The 26,343-nt window shown below is 52.6% G+C and carries 26 protein-coding genes and 7 tRNA genes; 28 read left to right on the top strand and 5 right to left on the bottom strand.

Going from position 1 to position 26,343, the window contains the following annotated elements; all coding sequences use genetic code 11:
- Position 1 precedes the first annotated feature (1 nt).
- The 9 genes from rph (at position 2) to ACULM0_RS06690 (ending at position 2,421) form a co-directional block, all read left to right on the top strand.
- Positions 2–1,321, top strand: a complete 1,320-nt coding sequence (gene rph, locus ACULM0_RS06730) for a ribonuclease PH (protein WP_463679656.1) — start codon at positions 2–4, stop codon at positions 1,319–1,321.
- A complete protein-coding gene (locus ACULM0_RS06725; protein ID WP_463679655.1) occupies positions 1,314–1,796 on the top strand; it encodes a YfcE family phosphodiesterase in 483 nt (160 codons plus the stop codon). The genes rph and ACULM0_RS06725 overlap by 8 nt, the downstream gene beginning before the upstream one ends.
- Before the next feature lie 39 nt (positions 1,797–1,835).
- A tRNA-Pro gene (locus tag ACULM0_RS06720) sits at positions 1,836–1,912 on the top strand.
- A 15-nt stretch (positions 1,913–1,927) separates the two neighbouring features.
- Positions 1,928–2,001, top strand: a tRNA-Gly gene (locus ACULM0_RS06715).
- A 14-nt stretch (positions 2,002–2,015) separates the two neighbouring features.
- Positions 2,016–2,092: transfer RNA gene (locus ACULM0_RS06710), tRNA-Arg, on the top strand.
- 8 nt (positions 2,093–2,100) lie between these two features.
- A tRNA-His gene (locus ACULM0_RS06705) sits at positions 2,101–2,176 on the top strand.
- A gap of 11 nt (positions 2,177–2,187) precedes the next feature.
- A tRNA-Gln gene (locus tag ACULM0_RS06700) sits at positions 2,188–2,263 on the top strand.
- 2 nt (positions 2,264–2,265) lie between these two features.
- Positions 2,266–2,341, top strand: a tRNA-Lys gene (locus tag ACULM0_RS06695).
- Positions 2,342–2,344: 3 nt separating this feature from the next.
- Positions 2,345–2,421: transfer RNA gene (locus ACULM0_RS06690), tRNA-Arg, on the top strand.
- Between the two features lie 57 nt (positions 2,422–2,478).
- On the opposite strand, the gene ACULM0_RS06685 is transcribed toward ACULM0_RS06690, so the two are convergent.
- Positions 2,479–3,357, bottom strand: coding sequence for a DUF2156 domain-containing protein (locus ACULM0_RS06685; RefSeq protein ID WP_463679654.1), 879 nt, complete (start codon positions 3,355–3,357; stop codon positions 2,479–2,481).
- Between the two features lie 51 nt (positions 3,358–3,408).
- Between ACULM0_RS06685 and ACULM0_RS06680 the strand changes: the two genes are divergently transcribed.
- On the top strand, positions 3,409–4,647 hold the full coding sequence (locus ACULM0_RS06680) for an ATP-binding protein (RefSeq protein WP_463679653.1): 1,239 nt from the start codon (positions 3,409–3,411) through the stop codon (positions 4,645–4,647).
- A 15-nt stretch (positions 4,648–4,662) separates the two neighbouring features.
- On the opposite strand, the gene ACULM0_RS06675 is transcribed toward ACULM0_RS06680, so the two are convergent.
- Positions 4,663–5,463 carry a mechanosensitive ion channel family protein gene (locus ACULM0_RS06675; RefSeq protein ID WP_463679652.1) on the bottom strand — a complete coding sequence of 267 codons (801 nt, stop codon included), beginning with the start codon at positions 5,461–5,463 and terminating at the stop codon, positions 4,663–4,665.
- Between the two features lie 135 nt (positions 5,464–5,598).
- Between ACULM0_RS06675 and ACULM0_RS06670 the strand changes: the two genes are divergently transcribed.
- The 9 genes from ACULM0_RS06670 to ACULM0_RS06630 all read left to right on the top strand — a co-directional run bounded on the left by ACULM0_RS06670 (position 5,599) and on the right by ACULM0_RS06630 (position 11,536).
- Positions 5,599–6,228, top strand: coding sequence for a 5' nucleotidase, NT5C type (locus ACULM0_RS06670; protein WP_463679651.1), 630 nt, complete (start codon positions 5,599–5,601; stop codon positions 6,226–6,228).
- Positions 6,197–6,430 (top strand): hypothetical protein, encoded by a 234-nt coding sequence (locus ACULM0_RS06665; RefSeq protein ID WP_463679650.1) that lies wholly within the window; start codon positions 6,197–6,199, stop codon positions 6,428–6,430. The genes ACULM0_RS06670 and ACULM0_RS06665 overlap by 32 nt, the downstream gene beginning before the upstream one ends.
- A 52-nt stretch (positions 6,431–6,482) precedes the next feature.
- Positions 6,483–6,920, top strand: coding sequence for a GNAT family N-acetyltransferase (locus ACULM0_RS06660; protein ID WP_463679649.1), 438 nt, complete (start codon positions 6,483–6,485; stop codon positions 6,918–6,920).
- 40 nt (positions 6,921–6,960) lie between these two features.
- A complete protein-coding gene (locus ACULM0_RS06655; protein WP_463679648.1) occupies positions 6,961–7,656 on the top strand; it encodes a pseudouridine synthase in 696 nt (231 codons plus the stop codon).
- Position 7,657: 1 nt separating this feature from the next.
- The gene (gene nfsA, locus ACULM0_RS06650) at positions 7,658–8,383 is read left to right on the top strand and encodes an oxygen-insensitive NADPH nitroreductase (RefSeq protein ID WP_463679647.1); all 726 of its coding nucleotides are present in this window, start codon (positions 7,658–7,660) and stop codon (positions 8,381–8,383) included.
- An 84-nt stretch (positions 8,384–8,467) separates the two neighbouring features.
- Positions 8,468–8,833: a hypothetical protein gene (locus ACULM0_RS06645; protein ID WP_463679646.1), complete on the top strand. Its 366-nt coding sequence runs from the start codon at positions 8,468–8,470 to the stop codon at positions 8,831–8,833.
- Positions 8,834–8,983: 150 nt separating this feature from the next.
- Positions 8,984–9,742, top strand: a complete 759-nt coding sequence (locus ACULM0_RS06640) for a hypothetical protein (protein WP_463679645.1) — start codon at positions 8,984–8,986, stop codon at positions 9,740–9,742.
- A gap of 7 nt (positions 9,743–9,749) precedes the next feature.
- Positions 9,750–10,919 carry an RtcB family protein gene (locus ACULM0_RS06635; protein ID WP_463679644.1) on the top strand — a complete coding sequence of 390 codons (1,170 nt, stop codon included), beginning with the start codon at positions 9,750–9,752 and terminating at the stop codon, positions 10,917–10,919.
- Positions 10,916–11,536, top strand: coding sequence for a regulatory protein RecX (locus ACULM0_RS06630; RefSeq protein WP_463679643.1), 621 nt, complete (start codon positions 10,916–10,918; stop codon positions 11,534–11,536). Before ACULM0_RS06635 ends, ACULM0_RS06630 begins: the two co-directional genes overlap by 4 nt.
- Here ACULM0_RS06630 and ACULM0_RS06625 read toward each other — a convergent pair.
- Positions 11,498–13,513 (bottom strand): ATP-dependent helicase, encoded by a 2,016-nt coding sequence (locus tag ACULM0_RS06625; protein ID WP_463679642.1) that lies wholly within the window; start codon positions 13,511–13,513, stop codon positions 11,498–11,500. The two genes, ACULM0_RS06630 and ACULM0_RS06625, sit on opposite strands and share 39 nt — an antisense overlap.
- A 146-nt stretch (positions 13,514–13,659) precedes the next feature.
- On the opposite strand from ACULM0_RS06625, the gene tig reads away from it, so the two are divergent.
- The 7 genes from tig to ACULM0_RS06590 all read left to right on the top strand — a co-directional run bounded on the left by tig (position 13,660) and on the right by ACULM0_RS06590 (position 21,925).
- Positions 13,660–14,958, top strand: a complete 1,299-nt coding sequence (tig, locus tag ACULM0_RS06620; protein ID WP_463679641.1) for a trigger factor — start codon at positions 13,660–13,662, stop codon at positions 14,956–14,958.
- Positions 14,959–14,973: 15 nt separating this feature from the next.
- Positions 14,974–15,558: an ATP-dependent Clp endopeptidase proteolytic subunit ClpP gene (gene clpP, locus ACULM0_RS06615; protein ID WP_463679640.1), complete on the top strand. Its 585-nt coding sequence runs from the start codon at positions 14,974–14,976 to the stop codon at positions 15,556–15,558.
- A gap of 14 nt (positions 15,559–15,572) precedes the next feature.
- Positions 15,573–16,835 carry an ATP-dependent Clp protease ATP-binding subunit ClpX gene (gene clpX, locus ACULM0_RS06610; protein WP_463679639.1) on the top strand — a complete coding sequence of 421 codons (1,263 nt, stop codon included), beginning with the start codon at positions 15,573–15,575 and terminating at the stop codon, positions 16,833–16,835.
- A 130-nt stretch (positions 16,836–16,965) separates the two neighbouring features.
- A complete protein-coding gene (gene lon / locus ACULM0_RS06605; RefSeq protein WP_463679638.1) occupies positions 16,966–19,314 on the top strand; it encodes an endopeptidase La in 2,349 nt (782 codons plus the stop codon).
- Complete coding sequence (yihA, locus tag ACULM0_RS06600; RefSeq protein WP_463679637.1) at positions 19,295–19,924, top strand: ribosome biogenesis GTP-binding protein YihA/YsxC; 630 nt, start codon at positions 19,295–19,297, stop codon at positions 19,922–19,924. Before lon ends, yihA begins: the two co-directional genes overlap by 20 nt.
- Positions 19,925–20,013: 89 nt before the next feature.
- Positions 20,014–20,274 carry a GIY-YIG nuclease family protein gene (locus ACULM0_RS06595; protein ID WP_463679636.1) on the top strand — a complete coding sequence of 87 codons (261 nt, stop codon included), beginning with the start codon at positions 20,014–20,016 and terminating at the stop codon, positions 20,272–20,274.
- A complete protein-coding gene (locus ACULM0_RS06590) occupies positions 20,261–21,925 on the top strand; it encodes a hypothetical protein (RefSeq protein WP_463679635.1) in 1,665 nt (554 codons plus the stop codon). The genes ACULM0_RS06595 and ACULM0_RS06590 overlap by 14 nt, the downstream gene beginning before the upstream one ends.
- A gap of 593 nt (positions 21,926–22,518) precedes the next feature.
- Here the strand turns inward: ACULM0_RS06590 and fba are convergent.
- Positions 22,519–23,445, bottom strand: a complete 927-nt coding sequence (fba, locus tag ACULM0_RS06585; protein WP_463679634.1) for a class II fructose-1,6-bisphosphate aldolase — start codon at positions 23,443–23,445, stop codon at positions 22,519–22,521.
- A 148-nt stretch (positions 23,446–23,593) separates the two neighbouring features.
- Here fba and ACULM0_RS06580 point away from each other — a divergent pair, with 148 nt between their 5' ends.
- Positions 23,594–24,904 carry an RsmB/NOP family class I SAM-dependent RNA methyltransferase gene (locus ACULM0_RS06580; protein WP_463679633.1) on the top strand — a complete coding sequence of 437 codons (1,311 nt, stop codon included), beginning with the start codon at positions 23,594–23,596 and terminating at the stop codon, positions 24,902–24,904.
- A gap of 38 nt (positions 24,905–24,942) precedes the next feature.
- On the opposite strand, the gene ACULM0_RS06575 is transcribed toward ACULM0_RS06580, so the two are convergent.
- Positions 24,943–25,407: a hypothetical protein gene (locus ACULM0_RS06575; protein WP_463679632.1), complete on the bottom strand. Its 465-nt coding sequence runs from the start codon at positions 25,405–25,407 to the stop codon at positions 24,943–24,945.
- A gap of 139 nt (positions 25,408–25,546) precedes the next feature.
- Here ACULM0_RS06575 and ACULM0_RS06570 point away from each other — a divergent pair, with 139 nt between their 5' ends.
- Positions 25,547–26,338, top strand: a complete 792-nt coding sequence (locus tag ACULM0_RS06570; protein ID WP_463679631.1) for a GNAT family N-acetyltransferase — start codon at positions 25,547–25,549, stop codon at positions 26,336–26,338.
- Positions 26,339–26,343: the final 5 nt, after the last annotated feature.

Here is a 26,343-nt window from a genome sequence, read left to right as displayed (position 1 = left end):
CTTGAGACCAGATATGCGTGCACCCGATGCACTTCGACCCGTGAACATCACCCGATCCTATTTAAAACACCCCGACGGCTCCGTGTTGATCGAAACGGGAGATACGAAAGTAATCTGCACGGCGACCGTAGAGGCATCTGTACCGCGTTTCTTGCGCGGTAGCGGCCAAGGGTGGATCACGGCCGAGTACGACATGATCCCCGGCTCAACGGGTATCAGAAAGCGCCGTGCGGCGACCTCGGGTCGTGTGGACGGGCGGAGCCAGGAGATCAAACGGCTGATCGGTCGTGCGCTCCGGAGCACGGTGGACCTCACACAACTGGGGGAACGTACGATTTGGATCGACTGCGACGTCATCCAGGCGGATGGTGGAACGCGTACCGCGTCGATCACAGGCGCCTTCGTGGCCCTTCACGATGCCCTCAGTACCATGGTGACCCGTGGCGATATCGCGCGTATGCCCCACATGACCTTTCTCGCTGCGACAAGCGTGGGTATCTGGCGTGAGCAACCGGTCCTCGATCTTTGTTACGAAGAGGATGCCAACGCACTGGTGGACATGAACGTGGTGATGACTGAAGCCGGACGCTTTATCGAGCTCCAGGGCACCGGTGAGGAGCGCCCCTTCTCGCGCGACGAGATGGACAAGATGATTGCCTATGCGGAGAAGGGCATCTTTGAATTGATCGCTTTGCAAAAAGAGTCGCTGGGAATTCGCGAGGCAATCGTGGCCTCGGGCAACGCCCATAAGATCCGAGAGATCGAAGAGATTCTCTCGCACTTCTCCTTTCATCTCAAGAGCATGTCAGAGGTCGGACTCGGCGGTCTGGAGATCGTGGAAGATGGCGACACCTTTGAGGAGAACTCTCTCATCAAAGCCCGTGCGGTCCATGCGCGAACGGGCGGCACGGCGATTGCCGATGATTCCGGTCTGATGGTGACAGCCCTAGACGGCGCTCCTGGTGTGTACTCAGCGCGCTTCTCAGGGGAAGGGGCAACAGATGAGCGGAACAACGACCACCTGTTGAAACTGCTCGAAGACGTGGAGGAGGACAATCGCTCGGCAACTTTTGTCAGCGTGGTCACGGTAGTATTTGAAAATGGTGATGTCCTCCAAGCAAGGGGTGAAGTGGAGGGACGCATTCTGCGCGAGCCACGCGGAGACGCTGGCTTCGGCTACGACCCCCTTTTCTATCTACCGGAGCGAGACAAAACCTATGCCGAGCTGACGGCAGAGGAAAAGAACAGCATGAGCCACCGTGGCCGTGCGCTGGAGAAGCTGCAGGGACAAATGGAGGCGTATCTGAAAGACCATGCGTAAAATTATTGTAACCAGTGATACCCATGGCGATCGGTCTTTGATCGAGAGGGTAAGAGAACAGGCGGGGGACTACGATCTCTGGTTTCATGCTGGCGATCGATTCGATGATGTGGACGATCTATCGGGTGAAGTCCACGCAGTGTGTGGGAACGTGGACTACAGCGAGGACAACGCGGAGAAGATTCTTGAGGTCGGTGAGCACCGTGTCCTGATTACCCATGGACATCACCATCATGTGAAGTCGGGGTTGACCGGTTTGTACTTCAGGGCCAAGGAAGCGGGGGCCACGGTGGTGGTTTTCGGCCACACACACCAACGATTGGCGACAGAAGAAGATGGGATCTTGTTTTTCAACCCCGGGAGCTTGTGTCGGCCGAAAGATGGGAAGGGACCGGCCTACGGTATTCTGACCATTGAAAATGCTGATATTTCGCACAATTTCATAGACTTGAGAGAGTCGAAAAAAAGCTATTGACGGCACTATCCTGGTTATGTATAATAGTATTTGTCAGTTCGGGGTGTAGCGCAGTTTGGTAGCGCATCTGGTTTGGGACCAGAGGGTCGCGGGTTCAAATCCTGCCACCCCGACCATTTTTAGTTTATTTCGCGGATGTAGCTCAATGGTAGAGCCCTGGCTTCCCAAGCCAGTTACGAGGGTTCGATTCCCTTCATCCGCTCCATTGAATAGGCAATTGCATCCGTAGCTCAACTGGATAGAGCACCGGCCTTCTAAGCCGGGGGTTCGGGGTTCGAGTCCCTGCGGATGCGCCATATACGTGGCGGCTGTCGTCAAGTGGTTAAGACACAGGATTGTGGCTCCTGCATTCGTGGGTTCAACTCCCATCAGCCGCCCCATTTTTATTTTTTGGGGATTAGCCAAGTCGGTAAGGCAGCGGACTTTGACTCCGTCATTCACAGGTTCGAGTCCTGTATCCCCAGCCAATGACCCATTAGCTCAGTTGGTAGAGCATCTGACTTTTAATCAGGGTGTCCCGCGTTCGAGTCGCGGATGGGTCACCATATGCACCTTTAGCTCAATTGGATAGAGTAGCTGGCTTCGAACCAGTTGGTTGGGGGTTCGAGTCCCTCAAGGTGCACCATCAAAGAGAACATCGGTTGATTCCCATGGGGAACCCACCGATGTTCTCTTTTTTCGTTCACAAGCGGATTGTGAACTTCTCGATAAACCCTACGGGATGGTAGGACTCCTTTGCACGGCGCAGACCCGGTATACCTAGATCCTGCTCTCGATTGACCAGCTCAAAGGAAGACTCCTGCATTTGGAGGAAGCGTTGATTGATCATCGGATAGAGGCCGGGGAGATCGGTGTCGGCCTTCTCGATGTGAATGACCAGTGTCTCGGTGTTCAAAGGCTCGCCGAAGGTGAAGGCCTTGACCTCGTTTTCCACATAGAGAACGGCGCCGGTGAAGGACAGGTCTTCAAAGTGGTCGAGCGCCTCGTGAATCGCACGATTCTCGGAGATCAGACCCTCATCCTGCCCCTTGGGATGGTCCTCGAGCCAGCGATCGGAATAGTTTAAGATCGCCGGGATGTGGGCTCGCGTGAGCGGGACGATCTCGTGATCGATGTCGAGCTTGAGAAACTGATTGATATGATTGCGCTTTTTGTGGTAGGCATTGCCCGCAAGGTCCCGTAGGTCGCTAAAGGAATAGAGATAGTCGAAGGCATCCCGCTTTGGTTCGATACGAGCCTTGGGAAAGTGGCTCGCGATGACCTCTTTGCATGCTGCGTCAACTTTCAGCAGTTGAAGCTGTTGTTCGCGCTGGAGAATCGCCTGAAGTGCTTGGACCATGGCCTGCTGGTTATCGCGTGGGCCGATGGGTTGGGAAAAGGAGCGGCTACCGTCCTCTTTTTGTCGGATCAGGAACAAGTATCCATCCTCCGTGGTATAATGGAAGTGATACTTATGTCGCCACATGAACAGGTTGGTGAAGGACAGTTCCGAGGCCAGCATCTCGAAAGCACTGAAGTAAGGCAGTAGTCGTTCTCTGTCATCGAGGGTGAGGGGTTTCATGTTGGACACTCCTTTTTCGTGTGAAAATCAGTAAGGGAAGGGGGGGTATATATGGACAATCAACTTTTCGAACAATTGGCAAAAGCATCTCCAGTTCCCCAGGCGGTCCTCAACCAGAAGGGAACCGTTGTGGTTGCAAACGAAGCCCTGTGCACGATGATCGGTGCACACCGCAACATGATCGTGGGGCACGCTTGGAAACGTTGGCTCGATGTCAAGTCTCGTGGATTCTTCGGCTCGAACCTTTCCGAGAGGCTAACGGGTGGTCGATGGACCGGGGAGCTGGCCCTCGTGAACTTAAAGGGTGAAAGGCGTCAGGTGGAGTTGACCTTGTTTCCCATGGGCGGACGTCACTACGGCCTGATGTTACGATCGATAGAAGAGGAGATCGCCCGTGACACACGGTACCTCGATCGGATCGATGCGATCGAGAAGGAGCACCAAGCGGTGCTGGAAGGGATCCGCAAGGGCTATATCCAGAACCAGCTCACTCGCTCTCGGAGCTTTGCCAAGAGCCTCTCGCTGGCCATGGCCCACCCCCTGGCCTACCTGCGCAGTGATCTTGAGACGATCGAAGCCTATTATAAGAAGGTCGTCACCCTTCAGCAGGCTTATGAATTGTTGATCAAAGACCTTCGGTTCGATGAACAGCCGCACTTGCTCCCCCGTTTGAACGTGGTCAAGAGTCTCAGGAGACGATACGATCTAGATTTCCTTCGTGAAGATATCAAAAAGGTCCTGGCGGAAGCCGAAACGGGTCTTGGTCAATTGAGACAAATCAATCAGGCCCTCAATCAGCTCAGGAGCGATGATGAGGTGGACGGAGAAGGCGCCTCCCTGAGCGCTGCTATGACGTCCGCGCTCTTGTTGCTCTCGGGCTCCTACGTGAGCGATTTCACGGTGCATGATTCGGGTGTGAAAGAGCTACCGGCCGTCGCCATGAGCAGCGATCGTGTGACGCTCGTGTTTTTGGAGATTTTCGCGGTATCCCTCGATAGTCTCGAGAGCCGCCTGAGTCCTGAAGAGGGAGAAATCCGTATCGATGGTAGGGTGCGCGGTGGAGAGATCTACCTGTCGATTCAGGATTCGGGCAGGGGGATGAGTGTCGCAAGCGCCGAGGAACTCTTTCCATCGAGAGAGGCCCCCGGAGAGGCGTTGAAGAGAAGCTATGCCATCCCCATGGCATTGATCCGAGAGGCCGGGGGAGATCTCGAGATCTCGGGTGGCCACCAGAACGGCAGGCGCGTCATTTTGACCCTACCGGTAGAAAAAGGCAACCCACCGGTGTGAGTTGCCCGCTCCTGACTATTGATCGAGATGCACATCCATTTGTGGGAAGGGGAATGAGATGTTCTCCTCGTCGAATCTCAGCTTAACGGTTTCCATGATATCAAAGTACACGGCCCAGTAATCACTCGCCTGTGTCCAGATGCGAACGGTGAAGATGATGGCGCTGTCCCCATGTTCCGAGAGGCGGACGAAAGGTTCGATATCCTTGAGTACCAGGGGGTGCGATAGAACGATATCCGTCAGGACGCTTTGGACCTTCTTGATGTCATCCTCGTAGCCCACCCCGAACTTCATCTCCAGGCGGCGCTTCTCTTTCATCGAGAAGTTCTTGAGGCTAGCGTTCGAGAGATCACCGTTGGGAATAATGACGGTTGTGTTGTCTGGGGTCACCAGACGGGTATAAAAAATATGGATATCCTCTACGGTGCCCATGTACCCCGTGGCATCGATAAAGTCGCCTACGCGGAAGGGTTTCAAGAGGAGGATCAAGACGCCTCCGGCGAAGTTCGACAGTGAACCCTGTAAGGCGAGACCGACGGCCAGGGAAGCACCGGCGAGGACCGCCGCAAAGGTCGTGAGATTGAAGCCTAGCATCCCGGCAATGGCGAGAAAGAGCAGGATCTTCAGGCCATAGCCGGCAAGAGAGGCGACGAAAGAACGAATGGAGAGTTCAACATCTTTTTTCTCCATACCCTCTACGATTTTCTTCTCGACCCATTTCACAATTCTCAAGCCTATGTACAGTGCGATGGCAGCCAAGACAAGTTTTGATAGGTATCCGTAAAGCATGCTGAATATGACGCTGAGGTTCCACATGGTCAACACTCCTTTGTCCTCGATAGTGATAAAGAACGAAAAATTTTGCCGATTCACTCGGCGTTCAACTACACTATACCCTTATTCTGGTAGGCTCTATCAAGAAGCAATTGAATTTTTGAAAGGTTGTGGCACGTGAAGAAAGACTTGTATGTAGATTTCGACTCGACGATCGTGAACGCTGAACAAGCTGTTTGCGACATATACAATGAACGGTATGCCGACGATCCCGATTTCATCCTGGCCAAAGGGGAGGATGTAGTGGACTGGGGATTCGTCAGCCAATGTCCCCTGATCCATCGCGACTACGAGGACGGCTTTGCTGAAATCGCCGCGACCTTTGGCACGGAGGATTTTTTCGAGCACCTGACCTTTTACCCCGATGCTCAAGCGGGCCTTCGCTGCTTATCCCGATGGTACAATCTCGTGATCTGCACCTCCGCGACACCCGAGAACGCCAGCCGAAAGGTGTTGTGGATCGAAGAACATTTACCCTTCATCGATGAAATCATCATTTTGATCAACAAGAATTCAGAAGGTGTGGGAAAAGGGCGTGTTCCGATGATGGAAGAAGGGGCGATTTTTATCGATGATCACCCGGAAAACCTCCGCAGCACGCGAGCGGGACGTAAGATTCTCTATAAGTACAAGGATACATCGTTCAATGGAGGCTGGGAAGGCGAGCGTGTCTCCTCCTGGAAAGAGTTGCTAAGTGCGCTGGAGGTAAAGTCCTGTGATGAAGTTGACCGACCGACTGGCGCGTGAAATCGAGACCTTTGGACTCGCCCAGGTCGAAAAGGTAGCGCGGATCCGACCGGATGGAACGAGCCTGTTGCAAGAGCGATTGGCCAGGGAGTTTGACGAGCGTCACGAAGCGCAGGAGATCTTGGTGACCATCCACGAGCAGTTTTACGATGAAGATCGAATCAAAGAAGAAGCGAGAGGTCTATGTAAAATCGATTTCTGATGTTTTTCAAAAATTCCTGCGGGGTATAAAGCCATCAAAGGGGAGGATACCCATGGAAATTCGTATTGAGCCGTTCAATGAACAATATGCTGATTATATCTTCTTAAAGGAAGCACAAGAGGAAATCATTTGTTATGATGAGGATAATGAGAGGATTGACTTCGATACTTTCATCAATGATGCGGACAACGATTTTTTCGTAGCCAAGATCAATGAGAAGATCGTGGGCTTCATCGAGGCGAGTTTCGATGAAGATGAGAAGATGCGCATGACCTGCGCCCTGCTCCCGAGCTTCAGGGGACGGGGATTGGGTTTCGATTTTCTGCAAACTGTCCTCGAGTATTTGATCGAGCATTATGAGTATGCTGGTCGTACGATCCGTACGGTGATTCCGCCAGATGACGAGCGGAGCATCAGTGCTTTTCAACGCGTGGGTTTCCACGAGTCCGATGAAAGTACAGACTGGATCGAGATGGAAATAGAAATTTAGACGGGGGGCATCGCCCCTCGTTTTCTTGGGAGGAAAAGCGATGAGAATCAATAAATATTTAAGCGATAGAGGGGTCTGCTCCCGAAGAGAGGCTGACCGACGCATTGAAGCCGGACGTGTGACGGTCAATGGCGAGACCGCAGAGCTCGGTCAGAGAATTTCGGAGAACGATCTCCTGGCCATCGATGGACACCCGATCGACCCTGTCACCGAGAAGTTTTACCTGATGCTTAACAAGCCAGCGGGGGTAATCTGCACCACAGCGAAAGAGGATCCCGATAACATCATCGATTACGTCAACTTCCACGAGCGGGTTTACCCGGTGGGCAGGTTGGATAAGACCTCTGTGGGTCTGATTATCCTGACGAACGATGGGGCGTTCATGAACGAACTATTGCGGAGCCGAAATGAGCATGAGAAGGTTTACCAAGTCACAGTAGACCGATCGGTCACGCCAAAATTTTTAGAGGAAATGGCCTCAGGGGTGCCGATACTTGACACCGTGACAAAACCCTGTCAGGTGACGAAGCTCGACGTACGACAGTTTGAGATCATTTTGACACAGGGGCTAAACCGGCAGATTCGCCGGATGTGCGAGGCCCTTGGCTACCGTGTGGTGCACTTGGAACGCACGCGGATTTTATCCCTCGAACTAGGGAATTTACCCCGTGGCAAGTGGAAGCACATCCCCCACGAGCAGTTGGAACGATTGAAAAAAGAGATAGGAGTGGAGTGAATTGATCGAGATCATGAAAGCACACCGATCCATCCGTCGATTTGAGAAGGAACCGATCCCAAGCGAAGTGGTGGAAGAGGTTTTTGCAGCTGCCCAGCTGGCATCGACATCTACCCATATGCAACCCTACAGCGTGATCGCGATTACGGATCCTGAGAAGCGCAAGGCCTTTCGTTCGCTGACGGGCGATCAGCGGTGGGTGGAGGAGGCCCCCGCCTTCTATATCTTCGTAGCCGATCTGCACCGTATCGAGAAGATTACCGTAGCCGCAGGGGAGCCCTTCCAGGGCGGGTACGTGGAGTCCTTGCTCACAGCGGCCGTGGACACGGCCCTCTTTGCCCAGAACGTTCTGCTGGCCTTCGAGTCCAAGGGCTACGGTGGTGTCTACATCGGAGGGATCAGGAACAATCCCGAACAGGTGGCCACGCTACTCCACCTACCCAAACAGACCTTTGCGATCTTTGGTATGTGCGTGGGAAAACCCGCACAGGATCCTGAGATCAAACCGCGCTTGCCCCTGCCCACAGTGCTTTTCGAAGAGCGCTACTACGAACCGGACCTCGATCAGATCGCCCGCTACGATGAAACGGTGAGTGGCTATTACGAACGTCGATCGAAGGGAAGGGATGATCGGAGCTACAGCCAGAACATGGTGGCGAAGTTTAGCGATGAACTGCGGCCGCACATGTGGGCTTTCTTGAAGCGTCAGGGACTGCTCGAGCGATAAGTGTGTGAATGAGCTGTGAATTTTTGGGGAAATGATTGAAAGCTTTCGATCCTTCGTGTAACATAAGGTTAAGGAGGGATGATCATGCAGACGATTCTCATAGCATTCATCGGGACCCTGATGATTTTCATCGGCCGACAGGCCTACGGACTGTACCGACAGTATCGTTACTTTGAGATCATCCGAAAGACGGTCATCTACGCGACCTTTAGTTACCTGCGTACGACACCGCTGAAAATGTTGGATATCGTTCGCTTGCGCGAACACCTATATACGACGTTAGAAAAAAAGAAGCTGACGCGCTTTCTCAATCGCCTTCAGGTGAATTGGGTCAATCGCGATGAGATCATGCTGACGTTTCAATTGGGGCTCGGCTGGTTGCGACCGGCCTATAGTTTCAAAGTGAAGACGGATGATCTTGCAGAGCTACTCGAGGGGAGGGTTTCCTAACATGGCAGGTAAACACCGAAAAATAATTGCCCTGACGATTGTTGGGCTGATGCTGTTCAGCACAGTGGCATCGGCGATGGCCTTTTTCGCTTACATGTAAGGTGTAGAGCTCCGTAACCCGGGGCTCTTTTCTCATAGGGGAGATGTGATATGACCAGAAGAATTTTTGCCGTGCTGTTATTGGTCGTGCTCGTAGGGGGGTTCTATCTCTATAGGCTACAGGACCCACCGGAGGCGGGAATCCATTATTATCAGCGGGATGAGTTTGAGAGAGTCGATCGCGACCGATGGTTTGTTGGCGAGTGGCAGACGATGCGTTCGATCCCCGAGGCGGCGGTTCTCACGAACGATGTGCTCTCTCTCCCGGTGAGAGAGACCGATCGCGGCCCTTTCCTTCTATCGGAACCGATTCCCGTGGGAGAAGAGGATGTGATCACCATCCGGCGTCGGGTCTACGTCCATTATGCCAACGATCGTTTTACCGGCGGTTTCGCAGTCTTCGAGACCCACGAGGATACCCTGCGGCCTGTGGTCCATGACAATCAGAACTGGTCCAGCGCCTTCGGTGAAGGCGTGGTACTGGTCGAGTATGTACACAATTACGATGAATCCTCCGAAAGACCCGGGCGGGATATTTTCCGTGTCCTTCCCCCCACGTGGGAAATCGATCACAACTATGCGGTGATCGAACCGATTTTTGATAAATGGTTTGAAGAAGAGCTCATCATCGACACCAGGACCCAAACGATTCTCTACCGTTTGGACGGCAAGGAATACAAGGTAACGGGCTTACCAATCGAGGCCCCCTACCTGCGTCTGTTCACGCATGCCTACGGACAACGGACGGGACACGATATTAAAATCGATTGGATCGAGATCATTGTGGAGAACAAACCGCTGAGAAAGTAGGTCGATCATGTTTACGGTGGAAACAGAAAACATACCGATAAAAATCTGGAGCGAGGGACCGAAGGCCGTGGATTCGGCGTGTCTCAAACAGGCGAAGCACGTGGCGGCACTGCCCACGGCCAGGCACTGGGTGGCCCTCATGCCCGATGCCCACGTGGGATTCGGCATGCCCATCGGTGGTGTGGTCGCCACAGAAGAGATCGTGGTACCGAATGCAGTGGGTGTCGACATCGGTTGCGGCATGCGCTACGTACAAACGGACCTTTCCGTTGATCGGGTAAAAGCCCAACGACATTCGCTCGTTGAACAGATCCTAGAGCGTATTCCCCTGGGGTTTGAAAAGCGGGATCGGCCCCTTACGTTGGATGCCCAGTTGTTCCCCAATGTATCGGGGGACCATCCGGTTCTTGCCAGCGAGTGGGAACTGGCCGCCTACCAAATGGGGACGCTGGGAGGCGGCAATCATTTCATCGAGATCCAGCAGGATGAGCAGGGCAAGGTGGGGTTCATGGTCCATTCCGGAAGCAGGCACTTCGGCTACACCGTGGCGCGGTATTTCAACGATCTGGCCATTGAAAAGCGGAAAGGTCACGATTGCGTGTCCTGGCAGCTGGCCTACCTGGAGCTCAGTGACCCCTTGTCGCGGGACTACATCAGCTGGATGCACCGGGCCATGGCTTTTGCCAAGGCCAATCGAGCGCATATGATGGCGGAGATTCTGGACGTGGCAGAAGGAATTCTCGGAACCTTTCATGCGGACGAGGCGGTGGATGTGCACCACAACTACGTGGCCCGGGAAGAGCATTACGGGCAGCAGTTGTGGGTACACAGAAAAGGTGCCCTACGGGCTGAGAAGGATGAAACGGTCATTATCCCCGGCGCCATGGGCCGTGCGTCCTACCTGGTGCGCGGATTGGGTTCGGCCGAAAGTTTTTCTTCGGCCTCACATGGTGCTGGGCGCCTTTTGAGTAGAAAGCAGGCGAAGAAACAGCTCAAGCACGTGGCACTGGAAAAGCTGTTGCGAGAACGTGACCTGTTACTCTCGACGCCCAACCGACGGGCGGTCATCGACGAAGCGCCTGACGCTTATAAGCCCATCGATGATGTGCTCGATCAAGAAAATGACCTCGTGGTACCCGTCAAAAGACTCGAGGCGATGGCGGTGATCAAAGGATGAGTCCGCAGATCATAGAACGTGACGAAAAACACCTGCTCCTGAGGTTCGAAGAAGGCGGGGTACTGTCGCTCACGCTGAAGGGACGAAAGGCAGAGACGCTCCTCGCTGAGCTGGAGAAGGATGCGCCCACCTATGAACAGCTGTTCAAAAGGGAAAAAAAACGCGCCCTCAACAGGGCGCTCATTCTACTGCGTTATAAAATGCGTACGACCAGGGAGCTGTCCGACCGACTCGCGGCCGAGGGCGTCGATGAGCGGGTGATCGAGGGGGTGGTCGGGGAACTCCTGCGTCTCAACTTCTTAGACGACGAGGCTTATGCCGAGAGTTACATCGACGGTCGGGGACACCGCTATGGAGCCAGGCGATTGGCCCACGAGCTCAAGATGCGCGGGGTGAGGGAAAAAGATTACGAGCACCTTTTACCCGAAGAGGAACATGGGACCCTCCTCACCTTGGCCAGAAAGCGGGCAGAGACTTACCGGGGAGAGGCGAGGGAAAAGAAATACCGGAAGCTCTACGCCTACCTCATGCGCCGCGGTTTTCAATCGGGCGATATCCGTTCGGTCCTCCGGGAGGTGCTACCGATCGAGGAGCAGTCCCTGTCCGATGAGGACTGATTTCGAGAGCTTCTTCACGTCGTCTCCAAAGGCGACTGTAATCACAGGCCCCTCGTCAGATAGGATTTTCCCCTCGCCAAAATGCTTGTGGTGGACGTGACCTTCGTTGATATGGGTGTTAAAATCCCTAGCGTTCAGCAGTTGCTGCACTTCTTCGAAGAAACTGGATCGTCGCAAGTAGTGATCGGCGGCGGTGATCAGATCGGCATGCAAAATCTCCAGGGTGTTGCGGGCACGGCTCAGCGCCACGTAAAGGAGTCTACGTTCCTCTTCTAAGTCAGCCTGCTCGCTGGGAAAGCTATCCGTTTCTAGTCCGATGACATAGACATGGTCGGCCTCAAGCCCCTTGGAAGCGTGAATGGTGGAGAGCCAGATCGGTGCACTGGGATCTTGCCTGTGGTGGAAACGCTGCCCTTCGCGCTTGATCCGGTCGATGAAGTCCACTGTGGAGTCCGCTTCAGCCGCCATGCGATCGAGGAGGTCCAGCAGTCGGATCAGAGTATCCTTCTTAGCACCCGTATAGGACGCGAAGCGGTCGACATAATCGAGATAACCCAGATCGTGCTTGATGAGTTCCATGGCTTCGGCGGGTGACGCTTTTGCGAGTCTTGAGAAATTCTCCTCTAGTGCCACGAGCGTTTCCCGCTGCATTTTCTTGAGAGCGGGATTTTTCAAGAGGCTATCGAAGACGGTCTGGCCGAAGGCATTGGAACGTAGGTAGTCGAGGAAGGCATGGGAGATGTAACCATTGGTCTTGAAGGCAATCCGTTCGAAGATCTCCAGATCGTCGGGCATGAGCGCAAGGTGGAGAAAATCTAAGATATCCCGCGTGATCCAGTGGGAGAAGGGATTCTTTCCCTTGTCCTTTATATAATAATGAAGGTTCTCGTTTTCGAGGCGCATGGCCAGGGGGTAGCCCATGAGATGATTGCGATAGAGAACCAGGTGAGACCCCTCCCTCTGGAAGGCTTTTAGCAAGTGGGACTCGAGCTCCACATCGCGGTCGAAGGTTTTTGCCTCCACTGAGCCCCCGCTATCACGACCCGCATGAATCTGCTTGTCATAACGCGAGCTGTTTTTCTGGATCAACTGGGCGTAGAGCTCGATGATCTCGGGATTGGAGCGGTAGTTGGTGCTGAGATAATAGACCGTGGCACCGGGATAAATCTCGCGGAAGCGCAGGAGATAGTCGGGATCGGCCCCCCTGAAACCATAGATGGACTGGTCCTCGTCTCCCACCATAAAGAGATTTTGTCTTTTCCCAGCGAGGATTCTCAGTATCTCGTGCTGCAGCCGGCTGATATCCTGTGCCTCATCCACCTGCAGGTAGTGATAACGCTCTGATAACTGGTCTGCAATCTCCGGACGGTTGGTCAGCAGGCTGTGTGTGAAGAGCAGCATGTCATCGAAATCAATCCATCGATTCTCGCGCTTGATCTCGCGGTAGGATTGGATCAAGCGATCCACGTGCTTGATCTGGGTATCGAGTCGCTCTATCGGGACCATAGCGTTGTAGTGGTATCCGATGACGGACATCAACTCTTCGAGTTGATCCTCGCTGATCGTGTCCCCGTTGATTTTTTTGTAGAGACCGATGAGCACCTGGGTCTTTTGTATCGGCCCCCCACCCTCGATCAGGGTATGTTTACCGTAGTATTTTCGGAGCAGACCATAGCAGAAGCGGTGAAAGGTGGAAAAAGTCAGCGCGTGACCAGAGAAAGCACCGAACTCTTCTAGGTACCGCGTGAGCATGTCCTTGGCGGAGGCTTTCGTAAAGCTCAGCGTCAGGATTTTCTTGGGATCAATCTGTTGTTCCTCGATGAGGTATAAGGTGCGGCAGAGTAGCATGGTGGTTTTCCCGCTCCCCGGAACCGCGAGTGTGAGTGCCGGACCATCGATGTGCTCAAGACACCTTTTCTGGTCTTCATTGAGCTGAATGGTAGTTTGACCGGCTAGTTTTGCTTCGAAAGAGGGCATATCATCGCTCCCAACTGTATCATTACGCTTGACAAAGGACTTTACATCTCGTATTGAATGAGATAATATGAGTAGAGTGATATAGTACTATCATAGCACGAAATGTGCCGTTCACCATAATCTAACATCTTTTTAGGAGGCTAACTATGGCTTTTCAACTTGTGAAAAAAGAGAACAATGATGTAACCATCGAAATGACCGTGACGTGGGATGAATTCGCTGAGGCGGTTCAAAAAGCTTATCTCTCAAACAGAGGTCGTTTCAACCTTCCCGGTTTCAGAAAGGGAAAAGCACCGCGGAAGATCATCGAGGCACAGTACGGCGAAGGCATCTTCTACGAGGATGCTGTGAACGATCTGCTGCCCATGCTCTACAGTGACGCGGTCGAAGGTCTCGAGCTAGAGCCCATCGATCGTCCGGAGATTGACATCAAGAGCCTGGAGACAGGTGAAAATGTCGTGATCGAAGCAGTGGTAACGGTCCGACCGGAAGTTGAACTCGGGGAGTACAAAGGATTGGAAGTCGAGAAAGTCGATGCATCCGTATCCGAGGAAGACGTAGAGAAGGAACTCGAGGCGAACCGCGAGATGAACGCCCGCGTTCTCACGATCGAAGAAGGCGCCGTTGAAGCGGGCGATACCGTGACAATGGATTTCGAAGGGTTTCTCGAAGGTGAAGCCTTTGAAGGTGGAAAAGGGGAAAATTATGAACTCGAGATCGGTTCCGGTCAGTTCATCCCCGGTTTCGAAGATGCGCTGATCGGCGCGAGCATCGGCGAAGAGACGGATGTTGTGGTGACCTTCCCGGAAGATTACCAAGCAGAAGAGTTAGCCGGAAAAGAAGCGACTTTCAAGGTAACGGTACACGAAGCGAAACGCAAAGAACTCCCCGAACTTGACGACGAGTTTGCGAAGGACACTTCGGAGTTCGAAACCCTGGAGGAGTTAAAAGCACATACGCGCAAGGAGCTCGAAGAAGGTGCTCAGCGTAGCGCCGAATCAGCCCTGCGCGATCGCGTGATCGATAAGGCCGTGGAGAACATGACCGTTCAGATTCCTGAGGTCATGATTGAGGTTGAAATCGACGGTATGCTGAACGACTTTGACCAACAGCTGAAGATGCAGGGACTGAGTCTCGAGCAATATCTGCAGTTCACCGGTGGAAGTGATCAGGCCCTTCGTGAGCAGATGAAGGAAGATGCCCTTGCTCGCGTGAAGACGGGACTCCTGATCGACGCGGTTGCCGAGGCAGAAGCTGTTGAAGTGAACGAAGAAGACATCGAGAAAGAAATCGAACGCATCGCCGAGTTACAGGATCGCGACCTCGATGAAATCAAAGCTCTTTTCGAAGGCCCCAAGGGCGAAACGCTACGCCAGAATCTCAAGGAGAACCTCCAGAGCAAGAAAACGGTCGATCTCCTCGTAGACAACGCTACGATTGTATAGTCACGGAGGCTGAATATGAGTTTAGTACCCATTGTCGTGGAGCAGACAAACCGTGGCGAGAGAAGCTACGATATCTACTCCCGATTGTTGAAAGACAGGATCATTTTCCTGAGCGAAGAAGTGAACGATATCACCGCGAACTTGATCGTGGCCCAGCTTCTTTTCCTCGAAGCGGATGATCCCGACAAAGATATCAACATCTACATCAATAGTCCCGGTGGTAGCATTACCTCCGGCATGGCTATTTACGATACGATGCAGTACATCAAACCGGATGTTTCGACCATCTGCATAGGATCAGCGGCCAGCATGGGCGCCTTCCTACTGGCAGCGGGTACGAAGGGCAAGCGATTCGCACTGCCCAACTCCGAGATGATGATCCACCAGCCGTCGGGCGGAGCCCGCGGTCAGGTGACCGACATCCAGATCCAGGCCGAACGTATCATTAAGATGAAGGAAAAATTAAACCGAATCCTCGCAGAAAAAACAGGTCAGACAGTGGAACGCATTCAAGCGGATACAGAGCGCGATAAGTTCATGAGTGCGGAAGAAGCATTGGCCTACGGCTTGATCGACAAGATAATCACTTCAAGGAAATAGAAGGCGAGGACAGTATGCCAAACAAAGACGATCACAACAAGCTCCAGTGTTCGTTCTGTGGAAAGTCACAAGACCAGGTCAAGCGATTGATCGCCGGTCCGAATGTGTTCATCTGCGACGAATGCATCGAGCTCTGCAATGATATCTTGGAAGAGGATCTTGAGACATTGGATCTCGAGATGCGCGATCTTCCGAAACCCAGGGAAATCAATGATTTCCTAGGTAACTACGTGATCGGGCAGGAGCAGGCCAAAAAGGCGTTAGCGGTGGCGGTGTACAACCACTACAAACGCGTGAACGCGCCGGTGAAAGCCGATGACATCGAGATTCAAAAATCAAATATTATGATGCTAGGACCCACGGGATCGGGTAAAACATTACTCGCCCAGACCTTGGCCAGGATGCTCAATGTCCCCTTTGCCATTGCAGACGCGACGGCGTTGACCGAAGCCGGCTACGTGGGAGAAGATGTGGAGAATATTCTTCTGAAACTCCTTCAGGCCTCGGACTTCGACATTGAACGGGCGGAGAAGGGAATCATCTACATCGACGAGATCGACAAGATCACGAGAAAATCCGATAACCCTTCGATTACTCGCGACGTTAGCGGCGAGGGCGTGCAACAGGCACTCCTCAAGATTCTCGAGGGAACGGTGGCCAACGTGCCACCCCAGGGTGGACGCAAGCATCCGCACCAAGAGTTTCTACAGATCGACACGACAAACATCCTGTTTATTCTCGGAGGCGCTTTCGATGGGATCGACAAGATCATCAAGAAGCGAATCGGAGACAAGCAGATGGGATTTGGTGCGAAGCTCCAGACGAAAGAAGAACTGCGCATGGGTGAACTGCTCATGAAAATTGAATCGCATGATCTTCTGAAATATGGTCTGATCCCGGAATTCGTCGGTCGTGTCCCGATCGTCGTCACCTTATCCGAGCTTGACGAGAACGCATTGGTCAAGATCCTGCAAGAGCCCAAGAATGCCATCATCAAGCAGTTTCAAAAGATGCTCGAGATGGACCATGTCGAGATTGCCTTCGACGAAGTGGCTCTTCGCGCCATCGCTAAACAGGCGATAGCTCGTGAAACAGGTGCCAGGGGGCTCAGGACAATCGTGGAGAGCCTGATGCTCGATATCATGTATGATATTCCGTCGAGAGATGATATCCTGAAGGTCATCATCACGGAAGACACGGTGACGAAGAAAGAAAGTCCGAAGTTGATTCTCAAGGATTCGGAGAAAACCACTTCATCATCAGAGAGTATTTCCTAGCGAGTCTTTTATGACTCGCTTTTTTCCATTCCGTGACCTTTTCGTGAACTTATGGCCCAGAGGGTGTAAGTGAATCGAAATAGGTTATAATAAGAAATAGCGATAACGCAAATCAAAAGGAGGTCACCTCATGGCAGAATCTATTAAAACGGTTGAAATGCCTCTTATTCCCCTACGGGGACTTTCGGTGTTCCCCTATATGGTCTTGCACTTTGATGTCGGACGCGAGAAGTCCGTCAAAGCGCTCGAGACCGCAATGGTGAACGACCAGAGAATTTTTCTAACCACACAGAAAGATATCGATGTGGATATTCCGGATGAAGAGGATTACTACAAGCGAGGAACCATCTGTAAAATCAAGCAGATGCTGAAGCTACCCGGCGACGCGATCCGTGTACTCGTCGAGGGCGTCAAGCGGGCTGAAATCGAGGAGCTCCTACAGGAGACGCCTTACATCTCGGCACGCGTACGTGTTTACGAAGAAGACGAGTCAGAGCCGGATATGGAAGTAGAGGCGTTGATGCGCACGGTGCTCACGAATTTCGAGCGGTACATCAGTGTGTCCAATCGCGTGAGCCCCGAAGTGATGCTAACGGTCTCGGGTATCGAAGAGCCGGGCAGACTGGCGGATACGATTGCTTCCCACATGTCTTTGAAGACAGAGCAGAAGCAAAAGATTATCGATGCGGTGGAAGTGAATAAGCGACTCGAGGAACTCTACTATCTCCTTCTTTCGGAGATCGAGATCTTAGAGGTCGAGAAGAACATCAACGATAAGGTGCGTAGCCGCATCAACAAAATGCAAAAAGAGTATTACCTGCGCGAGCAGATGAAAGCGATCAAGAAAGAACTCGGAGAAGAGAACGACCAGGACGATGAGATCTCCGAACTGCTCGAACAACTCGAGGAGCTCGAGCTCCCCGAAAAAATCGAGGAGAAAGTGAAGAAGGAAATCGATCGTTACGCGAAGCTCTCACCAGCCTCAGCAGAATCGGGAGTCATCCGATCTTACGTGAACTGGATGCTCGAGCTGCCTTGGAACAAGGAAACAGAGGACGAGATCGACATCAAAAAAGCAAGGAAGATCCTGGATGAAGATCACTATGGATTGAAGGACGTGAAGGAGCGGGTCATCGAGTACCTCGCTATCCGCGAACTGACGAAATCCATGAAAGGACCGATCATTTGTCTCGTGGGACCTCCTGGTGTGGGGAAAACCTCCATCGCCAAGTCCATCGCCCGTAGCCTCAATCGCGAATTCGTTCGCATGAGCTTGGGTGGCGTGCGCGACGAAGCGGAGATTCGCGGTCACCGGAGAACCTATGTGGGCGCAATCCCTGGTCGGATTATCAATGGGATCAAAGAAGCGGGTACAAAGAACCCCGTCTTCTTATTCGATGAGATCGATAAGTTGGCCTCGGACTTCCGGGGCGATCCGGCGAGTGCTCTTTTAGAGGTGCTCGATCCGGAGCAGAACAAAGAGTTCACGGATCACTACCTCGAAGTACCCTTTGATCTGTCGCAGGTGATGTTCATCACCACGGCCAATAAACTCAACACGATCCCGAGACCGCTTCGGGATCGTATGGAAATCATCGATGTTTCCGGCTATACGGAGTATGAGAAACTGCAGATTGGTCGACGGTACCTAGTGGAGAAGCAGAAGAAAGAGCACGGACTAAGTGATGACCAGTTGGTCCTTTCGGATAATACGCTGATGCATATCATCAACGACTTTACCCGCGAGTCCGGTGTAAGGGAGCTGGAGCGCAAGATCGCCACGGTATGCCGGAAAGCTGCGGCACGCATAGTGGAGGAAAAGCTCGATCGCGTCGTGGTGAATACGCGGAGTTTGACGAAATATCTTGGCAAGAAAAAATTCCGAGCCGATGGCATTGCCGACCGAAACCAGGTGGGTATTGTGACGGGTCTCGCCTGGACACCTGTAGGTGGTGATACGCTTTCAATTGAAGTGAACATCATGAAGGGTTCCGGCAAGTTGGCACTGACGGGTCAACTGGGTGATGTGATGAAAGAGTCAGCCCAGGCGGGCGTATCCTACATCCGTTCGATTGCCGATCAACTGGGCATCGATCCGGAGTTCCACAAGAATCTCGATATCCACATTCATATTCCAGAGGGAGCGATTCCCAAGGATGGCCCTTCGGCAGGCATCACCATGGCTACGGCCGTGATCAGTGCACTGACCCAGCACGAGGTCGATCGACAGGTCGCCATGACCGGTGAGATCACCCTGCGCGGACGCGTACTGCCCATCGGGGGACTCAAAGAGAAGTCTCTAGCTGCCAAGCGTGCTGGGATCAATAAAATCCTCTTCCCCGTTGATAACCAAAAAGATCTCGAGGATCTTCCGGATTCAGTGAGAAAGTCCATCACCTTTGTTCCGGTGGAAACCATGGACGAAGTGTTGTCCCATGCACTCGTGGAGGAGACCACCAATGAAAATCAAGGAGAGTAGCTTCGTCATCAGTGCGGCCAACCCCGAACAATTTCCGGTAGATGAGCTCCCGGAGATTGCCTTCGTCGGACGCAGCAACGTCGGTAAGTCGTCGCTGATCAACATGCTGATCAACCGGAAAAACCTCGCGCGCACCTCATCAACACCGGGGAAGACACAGTTGGTGAACTTCTACGACATCGATGGGCTCTTCCGTTTTGTCGATCTACCGGGCTATGGATACGCTAGGGTTTCGAAGTCGAAGCAGAAGAACTGGGCGGATATTATCGACTCCTATCTCGATGGACGGTCGAATCTGCTGGAAGTGTTCCTGCTCGTGGATCTCAGACATCCACCCAATGAAGACGATCTGCTGATGTACGATTGGTTGAAGAAACGCGGGTTCAATGGTATCGTTCTAGCGACAAAACAAGATAAAATCAAGAACAGCCAACTGATGAAACACAAGAACCAATTGATCAAGGCGTTGGAGATTCCATCGAAGGATCACCTGTTCCTCGTCTCTGCCCAAAGTCGATATGGAAAATATCAAATCTGGGATATGATCAACGACCTCTTCGAGGTCAACGGTTACAATATCAAGATGGAACGACAGCAGGCGAAGGATTAAATGAAATATGGAGAACCATCGTTCGCGGTGGTTCTTTTTTTTTGTCGATAAGATGGTATACTTAAGGGAGTAAAGGAGTTGTCTTTCTCGTGCATTATGTATATATCATAGCCTGTAGCGATGGTAGCCTCTACACCGGTTGGACCACCGATGTGGAGGCCAGGATCGAGGCGCACAACAACGGAAAAGGGGCGAAATACACCCGCGGGCGCGGTCCGGTGCACCTTTTGCATGTGGAAACATTTGAGGAAAAGGGAGATGCCTTGAGACGCGAGCACGCGATCAAAGGGCTCAAACGTCGAGCGAAATTAGCCTTATGTCAGGGGAGGGGTGCGGATGAGAAGAAATAAGAATTGGATCTTACCGGTCCTGTTTCTATTCATAGCACTCCATCTCTTCGCCGGTGCGGATCACATCGCCAAGTGGATCGAATCGACCTATCGGCATTTGATGATCCTGCAGGTGGAGGAGATCGAAAGCATACTAGATCAGTACGATGTGAGCAGAAACGAGTTTAACGCGGCCCTGTCCACAATCGATGAGCAGAAAAACCGCGAGATGCTTTGGCTCATCTCCCAGGCCTATCGCGACAAAGGAATCGAGATGCTCGCTGACATCGAACAACCTTGTGCTTTGGTGGACCGCGAGGGGAGGGTTCTGTCGAGTAACGATCGGTTACTGAAGGACCGTGCAAAGACAATTGTGGAGATGTACACAGGCCATGCCTTGGCAGTACATGAGGAGGACCTGCATCGTTATTATCTGCGGTTTGACTATGCGACGGGTCACTATTTGATACTCAGAGAGGATAAAGCCACTCTTCTAGAGGAGACCAGGGGTTTCGAGATGACGAACTTGTATCGCCGCGAAACCTTCTTGCGTGGGCTCGAGAAGATCGATCGCGTGGACCTGATCGACCGGACGACGTCGAAGCTCCTTTATTCTACGACCGCTCTGGGGCGGTTAAGTGGGGAAGAGCGCAGTGAGCTGAACAACCGCTCCGAGGGGTTCGTGAACCTTGTGGCCGGTAGCGGAAAGCGAAGGACCGCTTACCTTTCCTATCTTGCCGATATGGGGAATGAAGAACGGTTGATTGTCAGCGTAGAGCGCGAGACCATCGATCGTGAAATCAACAGTGTCAAGCGAGTGACCTACACTTTTTTGGGCTTGATGACCATGATTGCCATTGTCTTTGCCTATTTCACCTACCGTATGCTCCGACGTCATATCGATCCCATGCAGAGCAAAGGCCGACAGGTGGTGAGACCCCGGCGGGTGCTGATTGGCATCCTCTTGTTTTTCGCGCTTTTACAGGTTTTCGTCAGCCTTCAACTGATGAAAACCAAGGTGAGTGAAATTCTGGAACAACACCTGGATAGTACCTTCGAGCATTACATCGAGATGCGAAACGACGCGGGCCATGCGTCATCTATTCTGACGCAGTACGTTGTCGCTTCACAACGCGAGCAGAAACTTCTTGAGATGCGATTGTACCCGGACCGGGTGGATCCTCTGACCCTTTCGAAACCCGTGATGCAAGATTACCTCGACCGTGTCTATCGCGATCGGTATGATCTGAGTCGTCCCCAGGCCTTTTCGACAGAAGGCCGATTGATCATTCTCATTCCCGAGAACAATCGGGTGCATTTAATCGAGGGCACACTCGATGTAATACCAGAGCTTTCCATGCACAAGGAGCTGGATGCCTATTTTGCGAAGAATTACCAGATGCAGCGTTTCGAAAGACTTGAAAAGCTGCGAGAAGCCTTTCCCGGGTGGTTGGACGACCAGGCGCATACGAAAGTATACAAACGATCAGGTGAAGAGTATATTATGCAGTACCGGTTCAACCAAGAGGAAGGGAATTATTACGTGATGGGTCTACCGGTTGCCCCCTACCTCGAAGGCGTGAAGAGAACGGAGATGGCTATCGCAGGCGGACTTTTCACCGGGGTGCTCATCCTGCTCTTCTGGCGTTTGGTACTCCAACTGATGAACTAAAAAAGGAGCGTGGCCATGGCTACGCTCCTTGCTTCGTGCGCTCGGCATGGGCGATAACATGGTGTGAAAGTCCGCTACGCGCTCGGTAGCAGGAAGCATTAGCCGAAGGCAAGGGTGTCCATCGCGAGCTGGAATCTGAAGGAAGCCGGATGTCAGGGCGAGGAGTGCGACGTATTGAAAGTAGACTACCGAAAGGGCTGCCTGCAAAGGGATCGTGCGGAACACAAAGAATGTGCTGGAGCGCAGAGCGTCGATGCTCAGAAAAAGTCGCGAACAAGACGGTGCCGCGGACCTAATGCATGAAGGAAGTCAAAGCCTATAGCATAGGCTGGCTGAATCACGACCACATCGCATCGATCAAGAACATACTTGGGGGAATTTCAGGCTGGGCTACTGGCGAATGGGTAGAAGCCCGGTACGGACACGTTCCATCACAAACGAAAAGCTCGTACAGGCAGGATATTTTAAAATCCTGCCTGTACGAGCGATTACGAAAGCACTTAAGCGATTGAACCGCCGTGTACCGAAGGGTATGCACGGCGGTGTGGGAGGTCGGGAGAATTATTCAATTCTCCCTCCTACCCAATTTATCTCTACTTGTGATCGTTCTTCAACACGTTGAGAATCTTGTGTTTTACCATACCCTGAATCGCATCGCGTCCGGGTCCTAGGTATTTTCTTGGGTCGAAGTTCTCAGGGTTCTCAGCAAACTCCTTGCGGATGGCGGCGGTCATAGCCAGTCGGAGATCGGTATCGATGTTGATTTTGCATACACCGTACTGGGCGGCCTTCGTCAGCATCTCTTCGGGAACACCCTGGGCCCCAGGGATCTCTCCACCGTACTTGTTGCACGCGTCAACGAACTCAGGGATGACCGTGGAAGCACCGTGAAGCACCAGTGGGAATCCGGGCAACTTGTTCGTGATCGTCTCGAGTCGATCGAAATCGAGCTTCGGCTCACCCTTGAACTTGTAAGCACCGTGGCTGGTTCCGATGGCGATGGCCAAGGAATCAACACCTGTGCGCTCAACAAACTCAACAGCCTGATCAGGATCCGTGTACGTGGCATCTTTGGCGTCGACCTGTACATCGTCTTCTACACCGGCCAGTTTACCGAGCTCAGCTTCAACGACCACACCGCGCTCGTGCGCATAGTCGACGACTTTTTTCGTCAGGGCAATATTCTCTTCGAAGGGAAGAGCGGAACCATCGATCATTACGGATGTGAAACCATCGTCGATACACTGCTTGCAGATCTCAAAGCTATCGCCGTGATCGAGGTGAAGGGCAATCTCAAGACCGCTCTCTTCCTCGGCCGCTTCGACTAACTTCTTCAGGTAAATGGGGTTCGCGTACTTACGCGCACCGGCGGATACCTGGAGAATCAACGGCGCCTTTGTTTCTTTCGCTGCCTCAACAATGCCCTGGATAATCTCCATGTTGTTCACGTTGAAAGCTCCGACGGCATACTTACCTTCATACGCCTTCTTAAACATTTCCTTAGTCGTTACTAATGGCATATCATCACTCCTATCTGTTGGTGATTTACCCCAAACAGGGCTTCACCACACATTAAATTGCCTCCATATGTTATTATAAGCAAGGAGAGCAGGCAATACAAGAACGCCCGATGGATTTTGTGAGAAGTGACAAAGGAGGACGCGGAGGATGGTACGACCCGAAGGATTCGACCAGATGATGAGAGACCAACTGGGGGAGGCATGGACAGCATTCGACGAGACTTATCAGGAAAAGCCCTACCATGGTCTTAGGGTGAACACGTTGAAAATCGGGGTGGATGCCTTCTGCGAGAATTTTCCCTATGCTCTCGAGCCCGTCCCCTGGTGCGACGATGGTTTCATCTACAATACGGCGGATCCTGTTACGAAACACCCTTATTACTACGCTGGACTTTTCTATTTGCAGGAACCCTCAGCAATGGCCCCGGCAGCCCAGCTAGAGATGCGTCCGGAGGATGTGGTCCTCGACCTTTGTGCAGCGCCGGGCGGTAAAAGCCTGCAGCTGGCAGCACGTCACACCCATGGTCCCCTGCTGATCAACGACATCAGTTTTTCCCGTCTGAAGACCGTGCTTTTTCATCTGGAAAAATTCGGTGTAAAGAACGCCGTCGTCCTCAACGCGGATGAATTTGAAGTGGCACGCGTCCTGAAGGGGGAGGTGGACGCTCTGCTCGTCGATGCTCCCTGTTCTGGCGAGGGCATGATGCGTAGAGACCCCAAAGCAGCAGGGGCTTGGGAAAACAAGGGTCCGGCATCTTATGCCGCGATGCAAGCACAGATTTTGGAGCAAGTTCCCGAAGTCCTGCGGTCTGGCGCAAGGATGGTGTATGCGACGTGCACGTTCAATCGCAGGGAGAATGAAGAGCGGATCCACGAGCTGATCAAAGATGGTTCGCTACAGGTGGTGCCGGTTTCGGTCGATCGCATCTTGACAGAGGAAGAGTACGGAAGGATTTGGCCCCATCTTCATCGGGGCGAGGGGCATTTCATCGCCCGGTTGCGGAAGGAGGGGCATGCGGAGAAGCGGGACCTCCCCCAGAGACAACCGGAGGAGATGCCGGTGGCTTTTCGCAACTTCGTGAAAGAGGCGATGATCCGCCCACCGGCAGGGGTGATCACCCAAATCAAACATCAAGTGTACGCCCTGCCCGAGTGGGAACTGGATCTCAAGGGGCTGAAAGTTCTTCGGACCGGATGGCTGCTCGGAGAGATCCACAGAGAGCGTTTTACTCCGTCCAACGCACTGGCGATCGGCGCCGAACCCGATGATTTTCAACGTGTTTTGAACCTCGGGGCAGAAGATCCTAGGACCATCAAGTATCTCAAGGGGGAGACGATCTTTGCAGATACACCGGATGGCTATACCTTGGTTTGTGTCGATGGCTTTGGATTGGGATTTGCCAAAGTATCCAAAGGATCGATCAAAAATCTCTACCAAAAAACATGGCGAATGAAATAAAAAAAGGGAAGCCCACGGTGATGGACTTCCCTTTGCTTCTACTGACCGGATATTTTTTTGATGATTTCGTCGTTGCTCATGGATGTATTCAACGTGAAGGTTCCTGATCGGAGCTTGGCGCCGAGGCCCAAAGCCTCTACCCTTTTGACAAATTCGTTGACATCGGCGATCAAACCGGTGTCCCTCAGCTGTTTGGCAATGCCATAGCCGGTGCTACCGCTGACAATTTCGATGGTCAGCTCACGGTAACCTGTCTCCTGGGGCGGTACGTCGCCCTCCTCGGTACCATCGGGAAGGGGCTTTGCAGTGGAAATATCCACGACCTCAGTTTCTTCGAACTCCTCGGTGAGTGCCTCTACCGACACAGAAGCCTTGGGTTTCACGATATTGACATCCAGAGAATCCGTGACCTTCCAGATGATCGTCGTGGTGATCACGGCAATGAGCAGTAGCGCGATGAGCAAATCGCTGATATCCGATATAAAATCTTTTATTCTTTCCATTCTATCATCTCCATGATATTAGCATACCACAGGCACGGCGGACTTTGAATTAAAAAAACTTTACAGTATCGACCATCGTACGGTACACTATGTTTTTTTGCTATAATATAGGTATACATTGGAAAAGGAGTTTTTTGCCATGATCCGAAGGCTTCGCGTCGATGACCGACAAGCGCTCATCACCTTTTTATCCGACAATCGATATCGCGTGATTCCCTTGGTCAGGAGCATCGATCGCCATGGGTTCCGAGAACTCTACGGTCATTTCTCCGGTGAAGACCTAACCGGTGTATTCCGATTCGCAGATAGCGGTGCGATGCAATGTGTGATCGCAGATGAACAGATCTTCGGCAAGGTGGATCTTTTCCGTCTGATCAGGCAAAAGATGCCACATGTGATCCGAGGACCGAAGGAATCGATCATGCCACTCGTGGGTTTGCTGGGCAAAACGCTCATCTCCCATCATCCGCGGGACAATCATCTGATGGCCTACCGGGGACCAGCGATCGTGGGCCTATGGCCGGGTGATGAAGGTCTGATCAACGGGGACCAGTTGTTTTTCCTAGAAGCGGAAAAAGCCTTCGAACGAAATTTTTTATCCGTCAATGAGTTGATGCGGTTGCGCGAGAGAGCGCTTGAGACCCGAGATCTGCTCTGTTTGAGGGACAAGGGACGAATTGTAGCCCAGGGTATGATTGAACATGAGGCGCTAGATTTCTGTCTCCTCGGCGGTATTTACGTGACCCCAGATTACAGAGGACGCGGTCTGGGAAGAATGACCACCAGCGAACTGGTGGCCGAGGTGCAGCGACGCGAGAAAGAGCCCCTCCTCTTTGTCTATGGAGATAATGAACCCGCCTTAGGTCTCTATGAGACCTTAGGCTTCGAGATACTCGATACTTACACGAACCTGCAAACAGAAATGGGATGATCAAC

It is taken from the genome of Halotolerantifilum yawarlongkerapense, from assembly GCF_054506745.1.
This window is presented reverse-complemented; position numbering and strand designations above follow the sequence as displayed.

Excerpts from the sequence above, each read along its gene's own strand:
- ACULM0_RS06725 (WP_463679655.1), top strand. The coding sequence starts at position 1,314 with ATGCGTAAAATTATTGTAACCAGTGATACCCATGGCGATCGGTCTTTG.
- ACULM0_RS06685 (WP_463679654.1), bottom strand. The coding sequence starts at position 3,357 with ATGAAACCCCTCACCCTCGATGACAGAGAACGACTACTGCCTTACTTC.
- ACULM0_RS06680 (WP_463679653.1), top strand. The coding sequence starts at position 3,409 with ATGGACAATCAACTTTTCGAACAATTGGCAAAAGCATCTCCAGTTCCC.
- ACULM0_RS06675 (WP_463679652.1), bottom strand. The coding sequence starts at position 5,463 with ATGTGGAACCTCAGCGTCATATTCAGCATGCTTTACGGATACCTATCA.
- ACULM0_RS06660 (WP_463679649.1), top strand. The coding sequence starts at position 6,483 with ATGGAAATTCGTATTGAGCCGTTCAATGAACAATATGCTGATTATATC.
- ACULM0_RS06655 (WP_463679648.1), top strand. The coding sequence starts at position 6,961 with ATGAGAATCAATAAATATTTAAGCGATAGAGGGGTCTGCTCCCGAAGA.
- ACULM0_RS06645 (WP_463679646.1), top strand. The coding sequence starts at position 8,468 with ATGCAGACGATTCTCATAGCATTCATCGGGACCCTGATGATTTTCATC.
- ACULM0_RS06640 (WP_463679645.1), top strand. The coding sequence starts at position 8,984 with ATGACCAGAAGAATTTTTGCCGTGCTGTTATTGGTCGTGCTCGTAGGG.
- ACULM0_RS06635 (WP_463679644.1), top strand. The coding sequence starts at position 9,750 with ATGTTTACGGTGGAAACAGAAAACATACCGATAAAAATCTGGAGCGAG.
- ACULM0_RS06630 (WP_463679643.1), top strand. The coding sequence starts at position 10,916 with ATGAGTCCGCAGATCATAGAACGTGACGAAAAACACCTGCTCCTGAGG.
- ACULM0_RS06625 (WP_463679642.1), bottom strand. The coding sequence starts at position 13,513 with ATGCCCTCTTTCGAAGCAAAACTAGCCGGTCAAACTACCATTCAGCTC.
- tig (WP_463679641.1), top strand. The coding sequence starts at position 13,660 with ATGGCTTTTCAACTTGTGAAAAAAGAGAACAATGATGTAACCATCGAA.
- clpP (WP_463679640.1), top strand. The coding sequence starts at position 14,974 with ATGAGTTTAGTACCCATTGTCGTGGAGCAGACAAACCGTGGCGAGAGA.
- clpX (WP_463679639.1), top strand. The coding sequence starts at position 15,573 with ATGCCAAACAAAGACGATCACAACAAGCTCCAGTGTTCGTTCTGTGGA.
- lon (WP_463679638.1), top strand. The coding sequence starts at position 16,966 with ATGGCAGAATCTATTAAAACGGTTGAAATGCCTCTTATTCCCCTACGG.
- yihA (WP_463679637.1), top strand. The coding sequence starts at position 19,295 with ATGAAAATCAAGGAGAGTAGCTTCGTCATCAGTGCGGCCAACCCCGAA.
- ACULM0_RS06590 (WP_463679635.1), top strand. The coding sequence starts at position 20,261 with ATGAGAAGAAATAAGAATTGGATCTTACCGGTCCTGTTTCTATTCATA.
- fba (WP_463679634.1), bottom strand. The coding sequence starts at position 23,445 with ATGCCATTAGTAACGACTAAGGAAATGTTTAAGAAGGCGTATGAAGGT.
- ACULM0_RS06580 (WP_463679633.1), top strand. The coding sequence starts at position 23,594 with ATGGTACGACCCGAAGGATTCGACCAGATGATGAGAGACCAACTGGGG.
- ACULM0_RS06575 (WP_463679632.1), bottom strand. The coding sequence starts at position 25,407 with ATGGAAAGAATAAAAGATTTTATATCGGATATCAGCGATTTGCTCATC.
- ACULM0_RS06570 (WP_463679631.1), top strand. The coding sequence starts at position 25,547 with ATGATCCGAAGGCTTCGCGTCGATGACCGACAAGCGCTCATCACCTTT.